The 19890-nt window shown below is 60.4% G+C and carries 16 protein-coding genes and 1 other RNA gene; 9 read left to right on the forward strand and 8 right to left on the reverse strand.

From position 1 onward, the window contains the following. Positions 1-9: 9 nt before the first annotated feature. The 3 genes from bioA to BUC36_RS15060 all read right to left on the reverse strand — a co-directional run bounded on the left by bioA (position 10) and on the right by BUC36_RS15060 (position 4577). Entirely contained in the window at positions 10-1278 is a 1269-nt protein-coding gene (gene bioA, locus BUC36_RS15050; protein ID WP_073276674.1) for an adenosylmethionine--8-amino-7-oxononanoate transaminase, read from the reverse strand. A gap of 111 nt (positions 1279-1389) precedes the next feature. Further along, a complete protein-coding gene (locus BUC36_RS15055) occupies positions 1390-3855 on the reverse strand; it encodes an ABC transporter permease (protein WP_084536130.1) in 2466 nt (821 codons plus the stop codon). Continuing rightward, a complete protein-coding gene (locus BUC36_RS15060; protein ID WP_073276676.1) occupies positions 3855-4577 on the reverse strand; it encodes an ABC transporter ATP-binding protein in 723 nt (240 codons plus the stop codon). Before BUC36_RS15060 ends, BUC36_RS15055 begins: the two co-directional genes overlap by 1 nt. Before the next feature lie 53 nt (positions 4578-4630). Between BUC36_RS15060 and BUC36_RS15065 the strand changes: the two genes are divergently transcribed. From BUC36_RS15065 to BUC36_RS15090, 6 genes are all read left to right on the forward strand, one after another. After that, the gene (locus BUC36_RS15065; protein ID WP_084536132.1) at positions 4631-5299 is read left to right on the forward strand and encodes an arylesterase; all 669 of its coding nucleotides are present in this window, start codon (positions 4631-4633) and stop codon (positions 5297-5299) included. Positions 5300-5515: 216 nt separating this feature from the next. After that, positions 5516-6445: a tRNA 2-thiocytidine(32) synthetase TtcA gene (gene ttcA, locus BUC36_RS15070; RefSeq protein ID WP_073276678.1), complete on the forward strand. Its 930-nt coding sequence runs from the start codon at positions 5516-5518 to the stop codon at positions 6443-6445. Between the two features lie 79 nt (positions 6446-6524). Beyond that, positions 6525-6812 (forward strand): hypothetical protein, encoded by a 288-nt coding sequence (locus BUC36_RS19260; protein WP_234995020.1) that lies wholly within the window; start codon positions 6525-6527, stop codon positions 6810-6812. 320 nt (positions 6813-7132) lie between these two features. After that, positions 7133-8599: a sodium/proline symporter PutP gene (putP, locus tag BUC36_RS15080; RefSeq protein ID WP_073276682.1), complete on the forward strand. Its 1467-nt coding sequence runs from the start codon at positions 7133-7135 to the stop codon at positions 8597-8599. 151 nt (positions 8600-8750) lie between these two features. Beyond that, positions 8751-9263: an O-acetyl-ADP-ribose deacetylase gene (locus tag BUC36_RS15085; protein ID WP_073276684.1), complete on the forward strand. Its 513-nt coding sequence runs from the start codon at positions 8751-8753 to the stop codon at positions 9261-9263. A 130-nt stretch (positions 9264-9393) separates the two neighbouring features. Beyond that, positions 9394-9858 (forward strand): Mpo1 family 2-hydroxy fatty acid dioxygenase, encoded by a 465-nt coding sequence (locus BUC36_RS15090; protein ID WP_073276686.1) that lies wholly within the window; start codon positions 9394-9396, stop codon positions 9856-9858. Positions 9859-10106: 248 nt separating this feature from the next. Here BUC36_RS15090 and BUC36_RS15095 read toward each other — a convergent pair whose 3' ends face one another. Continuing rightward, positions 10107-10592 (reverse strand): Lrp/AsnC ligand binding domain-containing protein, encoded by a 486-nt coding sequence (locus BUC36_RS15095; RefSeq protein ID WP_073276688.1) that lies wholly within the window; start codon positions 10590-10592, stop codon positions 10107-10109. 200 nt (positions 10593-10792) lie between these two features. Here BUC36_RS15095 and ald point away from each other — a divergent pair, with 200 nt between their 5' ends. Continuing rightward, on the forward strand, positions 10793-11938 hold the full coding sequence (gene ald, locus BUC36_RS15100; RefSeq protein WP_073276690.1) for an alanine dehydrogenase: 1146 nt from the start codon (positions 10793-10795) through the stop codon (positions 11936-11938). A gap of 246 nt (positions 11939-12184) precedes the next feature. Here ald and BUC36_RS15105 read toward each other — a convergent pair whose 3' ends face one another. Both BUC36_RS15105 and BUC36_RS15110 read right to left on the reverse strand, forming a co-directional pair. Further along, a complete protein-coding gene (locus tag BUC36_RS15105; RefSeq protein WP_073276692.1) occupies positions 12185-12901 on the reverse strand; it encodes a 16S rRNA (uracil(1498)-N(3))-methyltransferase in 717 nt (238 codons plus the stop codon). A 179-nt stretch (positions 12902-13080) separates the two neighbouring features. Continuing rightward, positions 13081-13926 (reverse strand): 6-carboxytetrahydropterin synthase, encoded by an 846-nt coding sequence (locus BUC36_RS15110; RefSeq protein WP_073276694.1) that lies wholly within the window; start codon positions 13924-13926, stop codon positions 13081-13083. Positions 13927-14284: 358 nt separating this feature from the next. Here BUC36_RS15110 and ffs point away from each other — a divergent pair. Next, an RNA gene (gene ffs, locus BUC36_RS15115) (signal recognition particle sRNA small type) lies at positions 14285-14382 on the forward strand. Positions 14383-14621: 239 nt separating this feature from the next. Further along, positions 14622-16496 (forward strand): M2 family metallopeptidase, encoded by a 1875-nt coding sequence (locus tag BUC36_RS15120; protein ID WP_073276696.1) that lies wholly within the window; start codon positions 14622-14624, stop codon positions 16494-16496. 702 nt (positions 16497-17198) lie between these two features. On the opposite strand, the gene BUC36_RS15125 is transcribed toward BUC36_RS15120, so the two are convergent. Both BUC36_RS15125 and BUC36_RS15130 read right to left on the reverse strand, forming a co-directional pair. Further along, on the reverse strand, positions 17199-17981 hold the full coding sequence (locus BUC36_RS15125; RefSeq protein ID WP_073276698.1) for a type IV pili methyl-accepting chemotaxis transducer N-terminal domain-containing protein: 783 nt from the start codon (positions 17979-17981) through the stop codon (positions 17199-17201). 329 nt (positions 17982-18310) lie between these two features. Further along, entirely contained in the window at positions 18311-19522 is a 1212-nt protein-coding gene (locus tag BUC36_RS15130) for an alginate export family protein (protein ID WP_073276917.1), read from the reverse strand. Between the last annotated feature and the right edge of the window lie 368 nt (positions 19523-19890).

A 19890-nucleotide genomic window follows, 5' to 3' on the forward strand; every position in this document is an offset into this window, starting at 1 on the left:
TACGGGTTGTTACAGATTGCCGAGCACGTCGACCATCGCGGTGGTGAGCTGGCCCAGGTCGTCTTCGGAAATCACATAGGGCGGCATGGTATATACCAGCTTGCCGAACGGGCGCAGCCAGACGCCGCGTTCGATCAGCGCTTCCTGTACCTGCATCATCTTGACCGGCTCGTGCATCTCCACCACACCGATGGCGCCGAGCGCGCGCACATCGGCCACCGCAGCGGTGTCTTTCAGCGGTGCCAGCGCCCGCTGCATATGCTTCTCGATCGATGCCACCCTCTGCTGCCAGGGGCCGCTCAGCAACAGATCGATACTCGCATTGGAAACGGCGCAAGCCAATGGGTTACCCATAAAGGTCGGGCCGTGCATGAAGACTCCGGCCTCTCCGCGGCAGATATCCTCGGCGACCCTGTCGGTACACAGCGCGGCGGCCATGGTCATGGTGCCGCCGGTGAGTGCCTTGCCGAGCGTGAGAATATCGGGGCAGATTCCGGCGTGCTCACAGGCAAACAGCTTGCCGCTGCGGCCAAATCCGGTGGCAATCTCGTCGGCGATCAACAGCAGCCCGTGCTCATCGCAGAGTTCGCGCACCCGGCGCAAATACTCCGCAGAATAGAAACGCATGCCGCCGGCGCCCTGCACGATCGGTTCCAGAATCACGGCTGCCAGCTGGGTGTGATGCTGTTCGATCAGTTGACGCAGCTCGGCGATGTCTTCTTCGGCACAGGCCTGGCCGAATTTCACTTGCGGCGCCGGAGCGAAGAAGTGCTGGGTCAGCTGGCCGGCAAAAATGTGGTGCATGCCGGTGACCGGGTCGCAGGTGGCCATGGCACCGAAGGTGTCGCCGTGGTAACCGTTGCGCAGCGCCAGCAGTTTGCATTTTTCGCCGCGCCCCTGGGACTGCCAGTACTGCAGCGCCATTTTGATGGCAACTTCCACCGATACCGAACCGGAGTCGGCGAGAAATACCCGCCGTAGCGGCGCCGGCGTGATCTCCACCAGCTTCTTGCACAGCGCGATGGCCGGCTCATGGGTGAGGCCGCCGAACATCACATGCGACATTTTTTCTATTTGCCCACGCATGGCAGCGTTCAGCTCGGGCACGTTGTAGCCGTGCAGTGCGCTCCACCAGGAGGACATGCCGTCGATCAGGCCGCGGCCATCTTCCAGGAAAATGCGCACGCCCTCGGCACGCTCGACGGGGTAAACCGGCGGCGGATCGATCAGGGAAGAGTAGGGGTGCCAGATGTGGTTGCGGTCAAAATCCAGATCCATAAATTCGCCAAATAAACATCGCTCAGTCGTCATTCCGGCATGGGCCGGAATCCAGGGTGCCCGGAGGTTTCTGGATTCCCGCCTGTGCGGGAATGACGATTCAAAAAACTTTTATGCCAGTTCCCGCAGTACCTGCAGCGGCGGCTGGCTGACCGAGCTGCGGCATGCGAGGGTGCCGGCAGTGCCTACCAGCAGTGCTCCTGCCAGCGGGCCGACCAGCCACAGCGTCGGATGGAATACGAACGGCAGCTCGAACACCCGCTGTGACAGCACGGCGAGCGTCGCTTCGGCGCCGGCGGCGGCGAGCAGGCCGGCGGCCACGCCCAGTAAGCCAAACTCCAGCATCAGGCTCTGCAGCAGCAGCCGGCGGCGGCCGCCCAGTGTGCGGATAATTGCCGCTTCCTGCAAACGCTCGGCGATGCTGGCGCGCACGCCGGCGATCAGCACCAGCACGCCGGCCACCAGCATCAGTACCATCACCGATTCGATCGCCAGGGAAACCTGCGCGATGGTGTCGCGGATGCGCTCGATGATCTTGTCCAGCTCGATCACGCTGACACTGGGAAAATTGCGCACGAGATCATTGACGAGCAGTTTCTGCTCCGGCGGCAGGTAGAAGCTGGTGATATAGGTCGCGGGGAAGCCTTCCAGCGTGCCCGGGGCGAATATCATGTAGAAATTCGGGCGCATGCTGTTCCAGTCCAGCGAGCGGAAGCTGGCGACCGGGGCTTCGACTTCCAGGCCGCCGATGGAGAAGCGCAGCATGTCGCCGAGCGCTAGATTCAGGCGCGCGGCCAGTTCGACTTCCACCGACACTCCCTTATCGGTTTTGTCCCACCATTCACCATCGAGGATACGGTTGTCCGGTGCCAGGTTGTCGGTCCAGCTCAGGTTGAGTTCGCGGCGCAGGGCATTGGGTTCTCCGTTGCGCTGGTCTTGCTTGTATTCCTTGGCCGGTATGCCATTGATGGCGGTCAGGCGTCCGCGCACCATCGGGTAGAACTCGGTACTGGTGAGGTCCTTGTCCGCGAGTATCGTCTGCAGCGGTGTTACTTCGTGCGGGGCGATATTGAACAGGAAGTGATTGGGCGCTTGCTCGGGCAGCTGCATGCGCCACTCGTCGATCAGGGCCGTGCGCGCGAATACCAGGGCCAGCATGGCCAGTAGTCCGGTGCCGAAGGCGGCGATCAGCAGTGTGTTGAAGGCGGCGCGGCGCTGCAGGCTGCCGAGCGCAATACGCCAGGCGCCACCGAGAGACGACAGCCGGCCGCGCACCAGCAGCTGGTTGACCAGGGCGCTGCCGCCGACCAGCAGGGCCATGCCGGCGAACAGCGCCGCGGTAATCGCGAGGCTGCCGGACAGCCACCAGATCAGCAGCAGCATGCTGGTTGGCCCCAGCACCAGCCCGAGCCACTCGCGCCGGTCGGGGTTGCTCCAGTCGCGCCGCAGTGTCTGCATCGGGTCCGTGCGTGCGAGGCGGAACAGCGGCGGCAGGGCAAAGCCCAGCGCACAGGCGAAGCCGGTGGCGAGGCCGACCAGCAGGGGGCTGCCGCGGCTGGGCGGCGGCTCCACCGGGAAGAAATCGGCCATCAGATTGACCGCCTGGGACTGGATCACGCTGCCGAGCAGCAGGCCCAGTATTGTTGCCATCAGCGTCAAGGCGGTCAGTTGGCCGAGGTAAATGGCCAGCACCTTGCTGCGGCCGGCGCCGAGGCTCTTCATCACGGCGACATAGGCCGTGTGGCGCAGTCCATAGCGACGGGCGGCCAGTCCGACGGCGACGCTGGCCAGGAGCACCGCGAGACTGGCGGCTAGGAACAGGAAACGCTCGGCGCGATCCAGGGCCGAGGCTACGCGCGGCTGCCCTTCGTGCAGGTCGATCACGCGCTGGTGTTCGGTCAGCTGTGGTTGCAGCCATTTTAAGTACTGCTCCAGTGCGCGGTCGTCACCGGCGAACAGGTAGCGGTATTGCACGCGGCTGCCGGGCTGGATGACGCCGGCGGCGGGCAGGTCATCCACGTGCACCAGTAGCCGTGCGCCCATATCGAACAGGCTGGTGCTGCGATCCGGTTCGCGGTCCAGCAGGCCCGTGACTTTCAATGAGGTGTCGCCGAGTTCCAGGTTGTCGCCGAGCTGCAGTTCCAGCAGCGGCAGCAGGCGCGGTTCAACCCAGGCCTCCCCGGGAGGTGGCCCCTGCTGCACGTGTCGGCTTGGCGCCCCCGCGGCGCTGCGCATCTCCAGGGTGCCGAGCAGTGGATAGCCGTCGCTCACGGCCTTGACCGCGGCAAACTGGAACTGGTCCCCCGCCGCTACCATCGAGGCGAAAGTGACCGCCTCTGCCTGTTGTAGCCCCCGTTTGCGCGCCTCTTCCAGCCAGCTGTCATCCACAGGCTGGCTGCTGCGCAACACCCGCTCGGCGGCGAGGAAGGTCAGCGACTGCTGTTCCATGGCGCGGCTCAGGCGATCGGTGAAGTGTGCGATCGCGGTGACGCAGGTTACCGCCAGCACCAGCGCCGTGGCGATCAGGGCCAGCTCGCCGCCGCGCCAGTCCCGAAACAGCAGTTTGAGCGGCAGCATCAGACGGACACCTCGGAGAGGTTGTCATTGTCGCCCAGCGTGTCGGCAGTGGCGATTGCGCCAGCATCCATGCGGAGATGGGCCCCACAGCGCTCGGCCAGGCGCTGCTCGTGGGTGACCAGCACCAGGGTGGTGTTGGATTCGGCATTGAGTTTGAACAGCAGGTCGATAATCTTGTCGCCATTGCCGGCGTCGAGGCTGCCGGTGGGCTCGTCGGCGAAGAGTATGCCGTCGCCGCCGGAAAAACTGGCGAATGCACGGGCGATCGCAACCCGCTGCTGTTCGCCGCCGGACAGCTGGCGCGGATAGTGGTGCAGGCGGTGTTCGAGGCCGACGCGGGCGAGGAATTCTTCGGCGCGTTTGGCAGCGGTGCGTTCGCCGCGCAGTTCGCTCGGCAGCATGACATTTTCCAGGGCGGTGAGTCCCGGCAACAGCTGGAAGGTCTGGAATACGAAACCGACACAGCGGGCGCGCAGGGCGGCACGCTGTTCCTCATCCATGGCGGTGATTTCCTCGCCGGCGAGCCAGATTCTGCCTTCGGTGGGCTTGTCGAGGCCGGCGAGCAGGCCGAGCAGGGTGGATTTGCCCGAGCCGGAGGCGCCGGTGATGGCGAGACTCTCGCCGCGAGCGAGTTGCAGGGAAATATTATTTAATAGGGTCAGCGGCCCCTCGCTGGTGGCTACCCGGTGGTGCAGGTTTTCGGCCCTGAGCATGGCGGACATTCTTCTTCGCTCCCTCTGCTGATACTGCGCTGAATTGAAGTGGAGAGTATGACATGACGACCGTTTTTTTTCGGCAGTTGCTAGCGCGATTCGGCTTGTTGCTGCTGCTGTCTGTCCCGCAGGGGCAGCTGCAGGCGAGCGCGGCCGATACGCTGCTGGTTCTGGGGGACAGCATCAGTGCCGCCTACGGCATCGACGAGGCGCAGGGCTGGGTGCAACTGTTGCGCGATCGTCTGGAAGAGGGGGATAGACCTGTCAACGTCGTCAATGCCAGTATCAGTGGCGAGACTACGGCCGGCGGGTTAGCGCGCCTGCCACGACTGTTACAGGAGCATCGGCCGCGCTGGCTGATTGTCGAGCTCGGCGGCAACGACGGCCTGCGTGGCTATCCGCCGCGGTCGCTGCAGAGCAACCTGCAACAGATGGTGCAGCTGGCGGAAAAACAGGGCGCGGAGGTGCTGCTGCTGGGCATGCGCATGCCCCCGAATTACGGTCGCGCCTACACCGAGGCGTTCGCGGCGGTGTACCCGAAGGTGGCGAAGGCGGAGCAGGTCCCGCTGGTGCCCTTCTTCCTGGAGCCGGTCGCACTGCTGGACGGCGCCATGCAGACCGACGGCATTCACCCCACCGCCAAGGCCCAGCCGGCGCTACTCGACCACGTCTGGCCCTGCGTCCAGGTCCTGCTGGACGAGCGGGTGGACGATCAGTCGTGTACTCCGTGATCGAAATGCGTACAATCGCGGCCCTGGAAATCTTGGGGCGGTCCTGTTGCTGGGGCCCCATTTGCCATGTGGGAGCCTGCCGTGCAGGCGATTAGGGTGGTGCTACTTGCAGCCTTCGTTTCGCCAGCCGGGCTGGCTCCCACAGAGGATTGCCTTGGATATTGATTGAGACGGGCCTGTGGCTCCGTTCTCCAGTCCCGTAGTAAGAGAAACACCATGTCCGAACTGGAAAACCGCCGCGAGCGGCTGGAATTCAACAAGCTGCAGAAGCGCCTGCGCCGCAATGTGGGCCGCGCCATCGCCGATTTCAATATGATCGAAGAGGGCGACAAGATCATGGTGTGCCTGTCCGGCGGCAAGGACTCCTATGCGATGCTGGACATCCTGCTGAACCTGCAGAAGACGGCGCCGGTGCACTTCGAGCTGGTGGCGGTCAACATGGACCAGAAGCAGCCGGGCTTTCCGGAACACATTCTGCCGGAATACCTGCAATTTCTGGGCGTACCGCACCACATCGTCGAGAAGGACACCTATTCGGTGGTGAAGGAAGTGGTGCCGGAGGGCAAGACCACCTGCGGCCTGTGCTCGCGGCTGCGTCGCGGCACCCTGTACGGGTTCGCCGAGGAAATCGGTGCGACCAAGGTGGCGCTGGGCCATCACAAGGACGATATCGTCGAGACGCTGTTCCTGAACATGTTCTACGGTGGGCGCCTGAAGGCAATGCCGCCGAAACTGCGCGCGGACGACGGCCGCAACATCGTTATTCGCCCGCTGGCTTACTGTCGCGAAGAGGACATCGCTCGCTATGCCGAGCACAAGGCCTTCCCGATTATTCCGTGCAATCTGTGCGGCAGTCAGGAAAACCTGCAGCGCCAGGCCATCAAGCAGATGCTACGTGACTGGGATAAGAAATTTCCCGGGCGCAGCGAAAATATTTTTGCTGCGCTCACCCGCGTGTCGCCGTCACAGCTGGCGGACCGTGACCTCTACGATTTCGAGAGCCTGGAGCTGGACCGCGCCGAACCGGCCGCCGCTAAGGACGAACATTCAATACAGAGGCAGGTGCACTCTTGGACTCCAGATGGGGAGGACTCCGAAGAGGGGGCGGCCGAGCCGCCGCGCTATATCGAGGCGCTGAATCTGTAGGGTCGGCGCCGTTGACGAGCCGCGCGTAGCTGCACTCGAAGTCGCGCGCGGACGCCGAAGGCCCGTGGTGAAAGTGCTGGTGCCACAGCCGCGCCATGGTGGCGACGTCGGTTTCTTCGACCTTGTACACCCTGGCCGAGCGATAGATCAGCCAGGCGATCGCGGTGGCGTAGCGCAGATTGGTGGTCAGCTCGCTGTGGGGGTGATCGAGGAAGTCCCGCTGGCTGGCGAGGCCGCGTACCTTGGAGGCCAGGGCGGGGTAGTCGATCAGATACTCGTCCCAGATATCCTGGTGCGTGTGTGGTTGAATCTGATAAATACCCAGTCCATGGCGCCGTCCCTGTTTGAGGTGAAAGCCGAGCTGTGATTCCTGTGCTGCGGTTCCCAGGAGCAGGTTTTCCATACCCTGACTCCAGGCTCTCAGATGCTTGAGGGTCGGACGGATGACCAGAAGCCGCAACTCGTCCAGACAGATACCCATAGTGTTGTCTTTTTTTCCGCTTGTTTTCTCAATATGTAGTTTGCGGATTGAGCTGGCGCCACCTAATTAGTAGATTTAAGCGCAATAAACACAAATATTAGCTGCGGCGCCTATTCTAAAGCCGGATCTTGCATTAAAAATAAGCAAATTTCTGCCTCGGAATCTCCCCGCTGGGTGTCGCTTTATTACAAGAACAAGGATTTTCTATGTCCGCACAATGGCTCGTAGCCCTGACGTTCGTCGCTTATCTGGCATTGATTCTGGTTATCGGTGTTTACGCTTACCGGCGTACCAAGGACGCCAGTGACTATTTCCTCGGTGGCCGTTCCCTGCCGCCGGCGGTTGCGGCACTCTCCGCCGGGGCGTCGGATATGAGCGGTTGGCTGTTGCTCGGTCTTCCCGGTGCCGCCTATGTCGCGGGCCTGTCGTCGGGCTGGATCGCCATCGGCCTCTTCTCCGGCATAGTATTGAGCTGGACCATTCTGGCGCGGCGGCTGCGTATCTACACCTACGAGCTGGACGATGCGCTGACGGTGCCCGCCTATTTGCACCGCCGCTTCAATCTCGGGCACCCCTATCTGCGCACCATCTGCGCGATCTTTATTCTGCTGTTTTTTCTCTTCTACGTGGCGTCCGGCCTGATCGCGGGTGGCAAGCTGTTCGAGACGGTCTTTGGCTGGGATTACCGCTGGGCGGTGTTGATCGGCGCCGCAGCGGTGATTTCCTATACGTTGTTTGGCGGCTTTCTGGCGGTTTCCTGGACCGACGTATTCCAGGGCCTGCTGATGAGTATTGCCCTGCTGGTGGTACCGCTGGTGGTGATCACCGATGAGGGCGGGCTGGCGGCCAGCTGGGCCAAGCTGCAGGCCCAGGCGCCGGAGCTGACACACTGGATGAGCGATAACACCGGCCAGACATTGGGAGTCGTTGCCATCCTCAGTTCCCTGGCCTGGGGCCTCGGGTATTTCGGTCAGCCGCATATCCTGGCGCGGTTCAAGGCCGTGCGCAGTCCCGACGATGTGCCCGTGGCCGCGACAGTCGCCGCGGTGTGGTCGCTGTGCGGATTCCTGGGTGCTATGACTGTCGGGCTGTTTGGCCACCTCGAATTGCAGCAGACGCTGCCGGATGGCGAACGCATTTTCATGGAGCTGGTACAGGCGCTGTTCCATCCGCTGGTGGCCGGCGTGCTGCTGGCGGCGATTCTGTCGGCGATCATGAGTACTGCCGATTCGCAGCTGCTGGTTAGTTCCGCCGCGCTGGCCGAGGATATCTACCATGTTTGGTTTGGTCGCAAGACCAGCCCCGAGGCAATGGTCAAGGTCGGGCGCTGGGCCGTAGTCGCGCTGTCACTGATTGCCGTGTGGGTGGCCATGGATCCGCAATCCAAGGTGCTGGACGTTGTCGCCTATGCCTGGGCAGGCCTCGGTGCTGCCTTTGGCCCGGCGATCCTGATCAGCCTCTACTGGTCGCGCATGACCGGTCCCGGCGCTATCGCCGGCGTGATTGCCGGCGGCCTGACGGTAGTCATCTGGAAACAGCTTTCCGGTGGGATTTTCGATGTTTACGAACTCCTGCCGGGCTTCATCCTCTCCGCAGCTGCTATCGTGATAGTTAGCGCAGTGACGAAATGTCCCGTAGCCGTAGCATCGCGCCATCGCGAATTGCTGGATTGATTCCCGCAGGCTGACGTCTACGGCATGGATTGAGTGGGATCACCTGCCGATAACTGCGCACTGGGCGCGTCCGCTCTGCGGGCGCGACTGTTGTGAAGAGAAATGGATTTCCATCCGCAGCAAATATTCAAATAGCGGTTGGAGATACTGAGTGATCGAAGTCTATCTCGGAGATATCACTCGATTACACGTCGATGTAATCGTCAATGCCGCCAACCGGCACTTGCTCGGCGGCGGCGGTGTAGATGGGGCCATTTACCGCGCAGCGGGGCCCCGCCTGTTGGAAGCCTGTCGCGAAATCGGCGGCTGTCCGGTAGGTGATGTGCGCGCTACCCCGGCCTTTTCCATTCCCGTAAAACGCATCTACCACACTGTGGGGCCCGTATGGCGGGGTGGCAACCTCGGCGAGCCCGAGCTGCTGGCCAGTTGCTACCGGCAGTGCCTGGCCCTGGCCAGGCGTGAACATGCGCGCTCCATAGCTTTTCCCGCGATCAGTTGCGGGGTCTACGACTATCCGCCCGAGCAGGCGGTGGAGATAGCGGTGGAGCAGGTGCAGCAGCACCTGGATCGGGACTGTCAGCCGCAGCGGGTTGTATTCTGCTGCTTCGACGAGGCGATGGCGGAACTCTACCGGCAGCAGCTGGAGGCCTACGTGCGGCGGTAAGGCGGCCCTGCCTTTGATCCGGACCTTGCGCCGTGCCAACCGCCGGCTGGATCTGGCCGGTTTAGTCATTGATCGGATTTTCCAGGTCAAAGATGATTAGCGCAGACAATAACAAGATGAGGAGATATCCATGCGCAGCGCCGAACAGTGGTTCGCCGAATATGGCGAGAGCCACCAGAACCCCACCAACAAGGCCATTCACTGGATTGCCGTGCCGGTCATCTACGCGACGGTTGTCGGACTGCTTTGGGCAGTCCCGCAGCCGGCGTTTATGGCAGAAATCCCCTGGCTGAACTGGGCGGTTGTGGCCCTGGCGCCGACGCTGCTGTTTTACCTGGCGATGTCATTCCCGCTGGCCCTGGGCATGGCGGCGATCAGCGTGGTGTGCCTGTGGGGATGGTCCGTGGTCGAGCGCCTGGGCATCTCCGTGTGGCAGACGGCGCTGGCGCTGTTTGTGCTGATGTGGATCCTGCAGTTCGTCGGCCACCATATCGAAGGCAAGAAACCCTCGTTTTTCAAGGACCTGCAGTTCCTGCTGATCGGGCCCGCCTGGGTGATCGGGTTTATTTACCGCATGCTTGGCATCAAGTATTAATAACGAATGCAGAATGATGAATGCGGAATACGCGAGCTGGCACAGTGCATGCTGCGGGAATAGAGGCCGCGCATAACGTTTCGGAATTTCGGCTTGCTAGTAAGTTGCGGGCACCACACCCTCTTCCGCATTCCGCATTCCGCATTCCGCATTCCGCATTCCGCATTGATGAGGCACATCCCTGCGCCTCACCCGCTGCGCGGGCAGCCTTCGGCTGTCCAAATCCGCTCCCGGCAGATTTGTCCGCATTACCGGTTGTAGTGCACCGGTACTTCCAGCGTTTCCTTCACCTGCTCCATCACCACATAGCTGGTGCACTCCTGCACTTCCGGTAGCGTCAGCAGTGTTTCACCATAGAATTTTCGATAGGCGTTCATGTCTGCAACGCGGGCCTTGATCAGGTAGTCGAAATTGCCGGAAACCAGATAGCACTCCTGCACTTCCGGCAGAGCCGCCACCGCATTGCGAAATTCCTCGAAGGCATCCTGGGCGGAGCGGTTCAGGCGTATCTGCACAAATACCACCAGGGCCGCATCGAGAAACTCGGGGTTGATCAATGCGGTGTAGCCCTGGATGACGCCGTCGCTTTCCAGGCGTTTGACCCGTTCCACGCATGGGGTCGCGGTCAGCCCGACATTTCGCGCCAGCTCTGCATAGCTGGTGCGTCCGTTTTTCTGCAATACCCGCAGGATATTGCGATCGATGGTGCTCAATTCACTGGCGCGTTTGCGCATACGGGCTGACTCCGGGTGGTCGATTTGCTTAAAAAGCGGTCTTCCTTCGATCTTAAGCAGTGGAATCCACTAGTTAATCTTGAAATCTAGCATAAATACACTTTCGATGCGGCCCTATACTGGGTGAAATCACAGAGATAAGGCGCGCGGCCGTCACCAGTGAATGCGGCGCGTTAGCCAATTACAAGAGGAGCAAAAAAATGTTGATTGGCGTCCCAAAAGAGATCAAGAACCACGAGTACCGTATCGGCCTGACGCCGGCGAGTGTCCGTGAACTCATCAGCAACGGTCACGAAGTGATCGTGCAGAAAGACGGCGGTGCCGCTATCGGCTTTACCGACGAAATGTATGAGCAGGCTGGTGCCCGCATCATCGATACTCCGGAAGAGATCTTCGCCACTGCCGATATGATCGTCAAGGTGAAGGAGCCGCAGCCGCACGAGTGCGAAATGCTGCGTCCCGGACAGCTGCTGTACACCTACCTGCACCTGGCCCCGGATCCCAAGCAGACCGAACTGCTGGTCAAGTCCGGTGCCACCTGTATCGCTTATGAAACCGTGACCGACCGTTTCGGCGGCCTGCCGCTGCTGGCGCCTATGTCCGAAGTTGCCGGCCGTATGTCCGTGCAGTGCGGTGCGCACCACCTGGAAAAAGCCCAGGGCGGTCTCGGCGTACTGCTCGGCGGTGTGCCCGGCGTGGCCCCGGCCAAGGTGCTGATTATCGGCGGCGGTGTGGTAGGTACCAACGCTGCCAAGATGGCGCTGGGTATGGGTGCGGATGTGACCATCCTCGACCGCTCACTGCCGCGTCTGCGTCAGCTGGACGATATCTTCGGCGGCGCCGTGCGCACCGAATACTCCACCAACGATGCGATTGAGCAGCACGCGCTGGAAGCTGACCTGGTTATCGGTGCGGTACTGATCCCGGGTGCCGCGGCTCCGAAGCTGCTGACCCGCGATATCATCAGCCGCATGAAGAAAGGCGCGGTGGTCGTGGACGTGGCCATCGACCAGGGCGGTTGTTTCGAAACCTCCAAGGCGACCACCCACCAGGAGCCAACTTACGTGGTCGACGGTGTAGTGCACTACTGTGTGGCCAACATGCCGGGTGGTGTTGCGCGTACCTCTACCATGGCCCTGAACAATGCCACTCTGCCGTTCGCTGTGGCGCTGGCCAACAAGGGCGCCAAGCAGGCGCTGCTGGACGATGCCAACCTGCTGGAAGGCCTGAACGTGCACGCCGGCATGGTAACTTACCAGGCGGTCGCCGATGTGCTGGGTTATGAATTCGTTGACCCGAAACTGGCGCTGCAGAAGTCCGCGGTAGCGGAAGGCGCTGCGGCGTAATCTAAGTTGCGGCCGCCTGGCGGCCGTAACTTGAGAAAGCATTCAGTGACGCGCTTGTCCACTTGAGCAGTCTTTCTCCCCAGGGGCGCACCCCCGCGCCCCTCTCTGTGAGACCCGGTGGCGGGAGCCACCATTTTATGGCCGCGTATTTACGCGGCTTTTTTGTTGGAGCATGGAACCCAAGCCCGCGGGGCTGGTACCCGGAACGTTAAAGGGGGCACGCCAGGTTACCTGCGTAGCAGCCTGTCAGCGTCCGGGGAACAGTCGCCCCAGTAGTACCGGCAGCGCCGTCTCCACCCGCAATATCCGCGGCCCCAGATGCACCGATGCAAATCCCGCTTCCTGTAGTTTTTCCACCTCATAGGGAATAAACCCGCCCTCGGGCCCGACCGCAAGTGTCGTCTGCGCGGAGACATCCACGGGGCAGGGCGTGTCTGTCACCGGGTGTGCCACCAGCATCTGTGAGCCTGCGGCGATGTGCGGCAATTCGTCTTCGACAAACGGTTTAAAGCGCTTGCGCAGTTCGATCTGCGGCAGCTGCGTATCGACGGCCTGCTCCAGCCCCAGCAGGCACTGTTCGCGCAGTTTGTCTTCGGCCAGCCACGGAGTCTGCCAGTAGGATTTTTCCACTCGGTAGGCATTGATCAGGAACAGCTTCTTGACACCCAGAGCGGTCACATGCTGGATCACCCGTTTCAGCATTTTGGGCCTTGGCAGTGCGAGGATCAGTGTCATTGGCAGTGCGGCTGGCGGTGAGCGCTGGAGTTCTACCTGCAGCTCGATGGCATCGTCGGTCAGGGTGATTATTTCGCCGGTGCCGATGCGCCCGTTCAGCAAGCCGACGCGGAGCTGGTCGCCGACTGCGGCTCTGTGGACCTCCTGAATATGCTGAAATCTTCGTCCCGCAAGTCGCGCGCGTCCGGGTTCGATAAAATCAGTTTTTTCCAGAATGATCAGGTTCAAGTTATCGGGCTCTTTTTCTGGCGTGCGTCTACTGCAGTGCTATTGCGCAACCCGAGCCTGCCATGGCAAAAGGGCAAGGCTGTATCGGATTGCAGGTGCATACGGGATTACGGAGTTTCTCGCGCCGATTCGGCTGGCGCTTGCCGGGGCGAATAAACTGTTCAGTTGCAGGTAGGCGATTAGCCTTTTGCTTTAGCAACCGCACCTTTACCAATCCCTTCATACGCGCGCACCTGTACCTCTGTGTTTGGCAGCTCTGTGGCAATGGTAGTGGCTATGTACTGAGCTAATTGCTCTACAGTGGTGTCGCAGTCCACCAGTTCGCAGCGTTGCGCAGGGATACCCAATGAGAATTGCCCCTGCTGGGCCCGGTAGGCAAAGCGCAGGGTATTCCCGTCGCTCTCATCGAGCAGGTCTTCGCGGGTGCCCAGGTAGATGTCCCGCCAGCGCTCTGCCCAATTGCGTTCCCACTCGGGGCTGCGCTCGCCATCGAGAAAAATCTGGATTCGCGAGCGGTGCCCGTGGGCGATGCGTTGGCAGTTGCCATCGTGCTTTTTCAAGCCGTGGCTGTAGTGGTAGTAGGGGTCGGCTATCTCTTCGCTGGTGAAACTGAGGCTCAGCCGCTCGACGCTGGTGGGAAATGCCGAAGCCAGTTGCTGAACGCTCCAGCGGGCCACGCTGTCAGCGCTAATCAATTCCGCTTCAACCAGTGCAAACGCCTGTTCAGGGCCGGCTATGGAAATTACCTCATCGTCATCCAATTGCCAGGTCAGTGCAGTTTGCTCTCCATCTTGCTTGAGCGTCAGATGTGGGGAGCGTGTGGGCACCAGCAAACGGTGGTCCAGCTGATCATCGAGCCAGTGGCGCAAAGTTTTCTTTACTACGCCGAAATCGCACACCATGCCCTGGCTGTCCAGGGCGCCATCCAGGGCCGCATTCGCCAGCCAGGTCTCGCCCACGACGCCGCGGCGATGATCCAGGTAGCTGAAGTCTACGTTGGTGAGATTGTCGACGAACAGGTGCATGAAAAACTCTTTGCAGGAGGACTTGTTACCGGGGTAAGACCGATCGCGCACAGTATAACCTGATAACGGGGCTGGAACTCGCGCCTTTGAGTCTTCGGGAATCTCTGGATAAGTCCATGGCCTCTCTGGCTTTCAGAGCGGTTCACAATCAAGGCGCAGCTTTACAGGAATGCCGAGGCCTTTCAAACTCTCTATAGAGGCGCAGCCGCTTGCAACGCAGAGGGTGATGCGCCCTGAAAGTCGGTGTGCCGTGCCACCCGCAGGGCGGCTATGGACTTATTCAGAGGTTCCCTTATAATCGCGCCCTCTTCGATGCTGATCGCCCGTCGATATCGGTCGAAGCCTGCAGTGGCGGCCCTTCCGGTCCCCTCGCAATGAACAGCTGTGAACCCCGCCAGGCCCGGAAGGGAGCAACGGTAGCAGTGGTGTCATGTGCCGAGGGTGTTGCTGGTTGGGCTGCCTCCATCTCCTCCCTTGCTCCCCAGCCGTTTGCAAGTATCCGTTGATGCGGTTCTCTGTCCCCGCAAGAAGCTTCCGTTCGCAAGCGTACGAAATTTTCCCCCAATATCTCGACCTCAAGTGGGATTTTATGCCGATGTTTTACCGGTAGGGGTGTTCGCATCCCAGCGAATGCTGTGCTTATGCTATAAACGGCGACAACCCAAATCATCTCCAATAACGAAAAGAGGGAGTCGATGAAGAAGATTGCTCTCGCCATTGCCGCGGCAGTGGCGCTCGCCGGATGCGACAACAAGCAGGCCCAGCAGGAGCCGGTTCAGGAAGCGGCGGCGCCTGCCAGCGCCGAAGTAGGCAGAGCTGCGGCTACCGGTCAGGTCACGGCTGAAGATGCCAAGGCATTCCTGCAGGACGCCCAGTCACGCCTTGAAAAGATGGCGGAGGAGGTAAGCCACGCGAGCTGGCTGGCCTCCACCTATATCAATGTCGACTCCCAATATGTCGAGGCACTGGCCTCCGAGCGCTATACGGCCATGGCGGTGGAGCTGGCCTCCGAGGCAGCCAAATTCAACGACCTGGAGCTGGATCCTGACACCCGTCGCCAGCTGACCATGCTGAAACAGGGGCTGGTGTTCCCGGCACCCAAGGATCCGAAGCTGACCGCTGAGCTGGCCCAGATCGGCTCCAAGATGCAGGGCATGTATGGCGCCGGCAAATACTGCCGTGAGGAAGAGGGTGAGGAGAAGTGCTACACCCTGACCGAGATGGGGCAGGTCATGGCCAACAGCCGCGATCCGAAATTGCTGAAAGAGCTCTGGACCGGCTGGCGCAAGGTATCGCCGCCGATGAAGCCGCTGTACGAGCGTCAGGTGGAAATCGGCAATGCCGGCGCGCAGGAGCTGGGTTATGACAACCTGAGTACCTTCTGGCGCTCGAAATACGATATGGATGCGGATGCCTTTGCTGCGGACATGGATGCACAGTGGGGCAAGGTCAAGCCGCTGTACAAAGCGCTGCACTGCCATGTGCGTGCCAAATTGAATGAGCGCTACGGCGATGACGTGGTGCCCCCCAACGGCAAGATCCCGGCGCATCTCCTCGGCAACATGTGGGCGCAGGAGTGGGGCAACGTATACGACATCGTCAAGGACGATGACATGCAGGCGCCTTACGATCTCACTGAGCTGATCGAGCAGTCCGACATGGACGAAAAGGGCATGGTCAAGGTCGGTGAGCGATTCTTTACCTCATTGGGCTTTAAGCCGCTGCCGGAAACCTTCTGGGAGCGCTCGCAGTTCACGCAGCCGCGCGATCGCGATGTGGTCTGCCATGCGAGTGCCTGGAATATGGACGGCCAGGACGATATCCGCATCAAGATGTGTATCAACAAGACCGGTGAAGACCTGGTGACGGTTCACCACGAGCTGGGCCACAACTTCTACCAGCGCATCTACAAGGATCAGCCGTTCCTGTACAAAGAGGGCGCGAACGACGGTTTCCACGAAGCCGTTGGCGATACCATCGCGCTCTCCATCACGCCGAAGTACCTGAAGCAGATCGGCCTGATGGACGAAGTGCCGGATGAGAGCAAAGACATCGGGTTCCTGATGCAGCAGGCGTTGGACAAGATTGCCTTCCTGCCATTTGGCCTGCTGGTGGACAAGTGGCGCTGGCAGGTATTCAACGGCGAAGTACAGCCGGGTGATTACAACAAGGCCTGGTGGAATCTGCGCGAGGAATACCAGGGAATTGAGGCGCCCGTCGAGCGCTCCGAGGCGAACTTTGACCCGGGTGCCAAATATCATATCCCCGGTAACACGCCCTACGCGCGTTACTTCCTTGCGCGCATCCAGCAGTTCCAGTTCCATCGCGCCCTCTGCGAGGCTGCCGGTGAGACGGGCCCGCTGCACCGCTGCTCTATTTACAACAATGCCGCCGCCGGTGAAAAACTGCGCAAGATGCTGGCGATGGGTGCGAGCAAGCCCTGGCCTGATGCCATGGAGGCTCTGACTGGTCAGCGCGAGCTGGATGCGTCTGCAATCATCGATTACTTCCAGCCGTTGATGGTCTATCTGGAAGAGCAAAACAAAGACCGCCAATGCGGTTGGGAGTAACTGCGCGTACAGCGAGCAATGCTCGCTGCGCAGTCACTCGACCGGCCAAGGATGGCCGGGCCGGGGCCAGATCGAACACACAAAAGTCGCGCCAGGGATGGCAAGTTTGCAGCTCAATACCGGCACAGGATTTGTGGCACGCGCGCTGAGCGAGCACAGCTCGCTGCGCGATTATTCGACCGGCTAGGGATGGCCGGGCCGGAAGCCGCTCCAGGGAGGGCTGCTTGCGACAAACTCCCTCCGCGCGCTGAGCGAGCACTGCTCGCTGCGCGATTATTCGACCGGCCATGGGCCGACGGCGCAGCTACAGGCCCATTTGGGAAGTACTGTTGCTGAGTGAATGTTCGAAACAGTCTGAGGCCGGGCAACTTTGCCCGGCCTCAGACTGTTGATAAAGCCCGCATTTCGTTCTGTGCTGGTGCGGTGGCGGCCAAGCACTAGGACGAGCATTTCGAAACGCTATGAATACATCCCTGTAAGCTCCGGCGGCGACGGTCCGGCCGCTCCAGGCATTCACGGCGCCTTCGGCCCAATCGCCGACGGTTCGAAATGCTCGTCCTAGCACTTTGCCTTAAATTTTGGATGCGTAACTTTGTCAGCAATTTGAGGCCGGGCAACTCTGCCCGGCCTTTTTCTTTGGCTGCCAGTTTTTCACTGTTGGCGCGACGCGGGGTGGCTTCAGTGAAAGTCACTGCGCGGACTCTAGCGAGCCGATAGATGGGCGGTATTCAGTAAATCGGTATACTGGCCGGTAATGACATCCATATTGCGCAACATCATGTCTGTGGTGCCGGTTATGACATGAATCTGGCGCTCCTCGGAAATCTGCATCTCTGCGTCGAAGCCGCGTCTGGCGTAGCTCAAATGCCCCTGGGTTTTCAGCAGGTTTCGGTTGATTTGCGGTGTATTCAGGGGGCTCTGCAATAAAAAATCCAGCATATGCTGGAACTCGGCCAGGTCTTCATAGAGGCCTTTTACGCCTTCCTCGCCGGCGACATCCCAGAAGAGCGCGACATAATTCTTGGCGATACGCTGGGAGAGCATGCGCTGGCGGCCGGCGATATTGACCAGTTCCGCGCTTTTATGGTCGGAGAGTTCCTGCAGGCGCATCACATAGTTATGGGCGGCAGGCAACAGGGTATTGCTGCGCCTGAATAGCATTTCGGCACTGTGTTTGCTGACCGGCTGTCGGGCAACCTCCTCGAAAGCACTCCACTCCCGCTGTACCGCCTGCAGGTCGGCCCGTATCGGCGCCGCCTCGTTGAACGTCGCGAGTTGATCCAGGTTGTCGGAGAATTCCCGCATGCAGCGCTCGAAAGTCTGCAGATGGCGCTCGGCACCAGGCTGGATGCCGCGCAGCATATAGGCTTGGGTAATCCGTTGGGAGAGCATTCGCTGGCGGCCGGCGATATTGATGGCGTCCCCCATGCTGAATGAATAAACGTCGAGGCTGATGAACAACAGCAGGAGTAGTAGGCGATTCATATTCTTCCTTACACTTGAATCGAAGTGGGGCTGTTTCTGGCTGGTGAAACGAGAGGCGGCCGCACCTGAAATTTGATTTCTCCTTCCTTGTGCCCGCCGAGTGGAAAATTATTCTATTCCTCAACTCCCCTGCTGATCACTACCCCCTTGAGGGTAACCCCTTTGGTATCTGCCGCACTCCGCAGCAGAAACTGCTCCGGTAGTCCTGATTTAGCTGTGCCTTTGGCGTTGCGGGAGCCATAGAACAGTCTGGTTCCCGGTAGCCCCATGGAGACTGTGTGCAGTGGCTGGGACAGGCTGCGCGGCCGGCGGAACCGGCCGTCTCGGTGCTAAAAGTTCGCCAGTGCGGTAAGCCACCACTTGGTTGTATCGCTGGAAAATTCATCGGCAGTGAAGTTGCTGTATTTAAGGCTCAGATCGATAGAAGCGATTTTTCCGCCGATCACAACGCCGTATTCACTGCCGAGTTTATCCATGCCAGACACGGCAGGTTCCTCCGAGCTGAGCTGGTGGTAATTGAGCGAGATTTTGACACCGGCCAGCGAAGTGCCGACTACTGCGTAGATGTCCTCTATGCCACCGGGAATATTGCCGCTGCCCCCGCCGAGAAATTTGTCATTCCAGCCCTGAAACTTGTGTAGTGTTGCCAGCGGGGTGATGAACTGGCCACTGCTGCCGTCAGCGCCGAGCTGTTCATAGCCCGTTTTCAGGGTGACGGTGCCAAGCTTATAACCGCCCTCAAGTAGCCGGTAATCGGCATCGTAGCTGGCCGGGTTCTCCGCGGCAGCAGATTGCGTGGCATATTCCAGTGCGTAGCTTGCAGCACCGGTCGCACCTTCAAAGCGCAGGCCATAAGTGTCAGTGGAAAAAGCGGGGGCGCTTCTGTTGTCGAGCAGATAGGCATAGGCGGATACGGATCCGGCGCTGAAGCCGCTGTAGTTTGCATTCAGCAGATAGCTGTCACTTTTGTGATCGCCCAGCGGGCTGTCCTCGCCGAAGATGCGGTTGACGTTATCGATATGGGCGAGAAACAGCCTGGTGTTGGTCAGGCTGCTGTTGGTGATGCTGATGCCGTCGTAGGTCTGCTCGTTCTGCCGGAAGCCGACGCCGCCGACGAAACGCTGGTTATCCAGCAAGATGCGCTGGCGGCCATACCTGATGGTGGTGCCGCCGGCAGAATAGGACAGGCTGGCCCGGTTGACTTCCGTGCCCTGCGGATCCGTAACACCGCCTTCAAATTCGCTCAGGTGGGTGACATCATCCATCTCGATCAGCGCGCTGAGGCCCTGGAAGCTTGCGGATTCATAAGTCAGGCGGGTTCGGAGGCTGCTCAGGTCCACTGTGTCTGCGCCATCGATCTCTACCAGCTCACTGCGCGCGCGCAATCCCAGTGTGACTTTTCCGAGGGCAAGCGCTTCTCCTGCAGTTGCCGCCGCAGCCTGAGCGGAGTCGTCATTGCCCGCTGCAGAAGCTGTATCCGCATTAACGCTTTCTGCGATCAGTGTGAGTAATGTCAAGGCCAGCAGTGTTTTTCTTTCCATTTTCGTGTCTCCCCTGTTGATCACCGACAGCAAACTGCCGGCCACAAAAAAGGCGCTCATTGACGGCCGCCAAAAGGCAGTGAGTCAATGAGCGCCTCTGCTCTAGTTCAGTCGCGTCACACGACTGGCAAATCTTTTGCGCGCAATGTGTCGCTAAGGGTGGCCTGTATTACGGTTTCCGGAACACGCCGAGAGTCGACACAATGCGGTATATGCTATGCATGGAGTGTGCCAGTTTATTTATCCGGCAATGGGTGGCCCCTGTGACCTTGTCGGTCGGGAGGGGTTTCTGGCGCGTATTTATGCGTAATTGTCGGGCGGTGGGATTGCGGTCGATGCGTCGTCGAACAATAAAAAAGGCCGCCTTG

This window comes from Microbulbifer donghaiensis (assembly GCF_900129095.1).
GTDB classification, from domain to species: Bacteria; Pseudomonadota; Gammaproteobacteria; order Pseudomonadales; family Cellvibrionaceae; genus Microbulbifer; species Microbulbifer donghaiensis.